At 61.1% G+C, this 2,756-nt stretch carries 3 protein-coding genes; all 3 read right to left on the bottom strand.

Annotated elements, in window-relative coordinates; translation table 11 throughout:
- Positions 1 to 783, bottom strand: a 783-nt coding sequence (locus VIW95_RS09890; protein WP_331585924.1) for an acyl-CoA dehydrogenase family protein, incomplete at its 3' end; no start/stop codon positions are given.
- A 70-nt stretch (positions 784 to 853) separates the two neighbouring features.
- Positions 854 to 1,714, bottom strand: coding sequence for an alpha/beta hydrolase (locus tag VIW95_RS09885; RefSeq protein ID WP_331585922.1), 861 nt, complete (start codon positions 1,712 to 1,714; stop codon positions 854 to 856).
- 11 nt (positions 1,715 to 1,725) lie between these two features.
- Positions 1,726 to 2,756 (bottom strand): amidohydrolase family protein (locus tag VIW95_RS09880; RefSeq protein WP_331585920.1); only part of this gene is annotated, 1,031 nt, incomplete at its 5' end.

Here is a 2,756-nt window from a genome sequence, read left to right as displayed (position 1 = left end):
GAGACCGTTTTCAGGATCGCCAAGAATCGCGTCGGCCGGGACCGCGACGTCAGTCAGCGAGATGCGCGGATGGTCGGTCGGCATGTTGAAGGTCCACATGTACTCTTCGATCTTGAAGCCCGCGCTCTTGGTCGGAACGATGAAGCACGTGATGCCGCGCGGGCTGCCGTCTTTGCCGCTGGTGCGCGCGAATACGAAATCGTGGGTGGCGACGTGCAGGCCGGTATTCCACATCTTGGCGCCGGTGATTCGCCAGTGGTCGCCGTCGCGAACGCCGCGCGTCTCCATCCAGGTCGCGTCGGAGCCGTGATTTGGTTCGGTGAGTCCGAACGCGATGCGCATCGAGCCGTCGAGCAGCTTGGGGATGAATTCTTTTTTCTGCTGATCGTTGCCGAAGTCGCGAAACATCAGGACGGTCGGCAGATTGCCGACGATCGAACTTTCGTTCTGCAAATCGTTGTGCAGGCCGAGACCCTTGGCCGCCAGATACTCGCGGATGATCGCCATCGCGAGGTTGGTGCCGTCTTTGCCGCCGTATTCTTTCGGCAGCGCGTAGCGATAGTGCCCCGCCTTGTCGGCGCGCCGGCGCATCTCGCCCAGCAGCGCTTCCCATTCATGACGCGGCAGACCGTCGCGCTCGAAATCGGTGCGTGCCCATTCGCGACGATGGTCGAAAAAACGGATGTTGTCGTTCTCGCGCTCGAGCGGCTTGATTTCTTTCTCGATGAACGCGTCGAGTTCGGCCAAGTACGCGGTTACATCTGCGGGAATATTAAAATCCACGGTGGTTCTCCTCAAGCGAATACATTATGTGCGAGGCGTACCAAAGTGCTGTCACGAACGAAAGCGAAACTTACGTCGCGAGAAATTCTCTCAACTGGTTGGCGAGTTCCGCCGGCTTTTCTTCGGGGATGAAATGGCCGCATTCGGCGATCGATCCCCCTGACGCGTGAACTGCCACGCGGCGGAGCGATTCGACTACGAGATCGCCGCGGCCGCGCGGGCCGCCACCGCCCAGTCCCAGGGTCGGCATCGGAAGTTTGAAGCCGGTCGCGAAGGTCGCGCGATTGTCGGCGACGTCTTTCGTTAGGGCGCGATAGAAATTGAAGCCTGCGCGCATCGCGCCCGGCTGCGAGTAGGTGCGGACGTATTCGGCGATGTCGTCATTGCCAATCGCGCCGGCCTGATCGCATCCGTTCATGTAGAAGAATTCGAGATAGAGACGTTCGCGGCCGTACACAAGCGCTTCCGGAAGATCAGGCACCTGGTGGAACAGGTGCCACCATCGCTGGCCCCCACCGATTGCACCGCCGGCGGGCTGATCGCCGGGAACGGGAACGTCGAGCATCGCGAGATGCGTCACTTCCTTCGGATGATCGGCGGCGAGGCGAAATGCAACGGGCGCGCCCCAATCGTGACCGACGACCGCAAAGCCGCAATGCCCGAAATGGCTGTGCATCAGCAACCAGATGTCATTCGCGACGGTTTTCTTGTCGTAGCCGGAGGTGGGCCGCGACGAATCGCCGAGGCCGCGCATGTCGGGTGCGACAAGCAAGTACTTGTCCGCCAGTAACGGCATGACGCGCCGCCATTCGTACCAGGTCTGCGGCCATCCATGGAGCAAGACGACCGGGCTGCCCTGCCCCATCATGACGTAATGAATCCGCACGCCGTCGAGATTGGCGTAGTGATGCGAGAATTCTGACGTCGGCATCAATCAGCCGTTCAGTTGGACGCCGCTCGTTTGCGATGCGACTTCGTCAGGGCGTCCACGTCGAACTTGAACAGGCGCGCGGCATTCAGGCCCAGGATTTTCGCACGCGCGTCTTCGGGGAGGCCGCCCATCTCGCGCTCGATCGCTTCCGCCGAATGAGGCCAGCTTCCCTCGTGATGCGGATAGTCATTCGCCCACAGGAAATTGTTGGTCAGGTTGTATTTCACCGCGAGATCGAGGCCGACCGGATCTTCCTGGAACGAGGCGTATCCGTGGGCGCGGAAATATTCGCTCGGGAGCATTTTGAGCCGCGGCAAGGCCCACATGTGATGCTTGTGATAGGCCTCGTCCATGGCTCCCAGAGCCCACGCGACCCATCCGATGCCCGACTCGATGGCGGCGAATTTGATTCCCGGAAACCGCTCGAGGACGCCGGAGCCGCAGAGATTTGCAACCGGCTCGATAGTCGGGACGAGCGAATGTGAAACATAATTGATGACCGCGCCGCCGTCTTTGCGGGCCGCGCGCGGATCGCGTCCGGTCGAAACGTGAAACGTGATGGGCAGATCGGCTTCCTGGATAACCGACCACAGCGGATCGAAAATCGGCAGATTGTAGTTGGGATGGCGTGCGTCATGCGCGCCGAAGATCGGCTTGCACGGAAGCGTCAGGCCGCGAAATCCCAGCTTCGCGACGCGTTCGACTTCCTTGATCGAGCCAGGCAGATCGGCCGTCGCGATCGCGGCGAGCGGCGACATGCGGTCGTTGTACTTCGCGAAAGTTTCCCACGCCCAGTCGTTGTAGATGCGGCATTGCGCGTGCGCGAAGTCGGCGTCGGGCGTCGCCCACATCGTGAGACCCTTGTTGGGAAAAATAATTTCCGCATCGACGCCGTCGCGGATCTGATCTTTCAGGCGTTGATCGGGATCGGCGCCGGCCTTCGAGCGCAGATGGTCTTCGCCTTCGAGGCGGCTGTCGAGCAGACGCGAGCGGGCCCATCCTTCGGAGATGGCCCACTTGACGCCGTTTTCATCGACTTCGA

This window comes from Binatus sp. (SeqCode), assembly GCF_036522015.1.
Taxonomy (GTDB): Bacteria; Desulfobacterota; Binatia; order Binatales; family Binataceae; genus Binatus.
This window is presented reverse-complemented; position numbering and strand designations above follow the sequence as displayed.

Bases quoted from the DNA above. Each gene is read 5' to 3' on its own strand.
- VIW95_RS09885 (WP_331585922.1), bottom strand. From the start codon at position 1,714: ATGCCGACGTCAGAATTCTCGCATCACTACGCCAATCTCGACGGCGTG.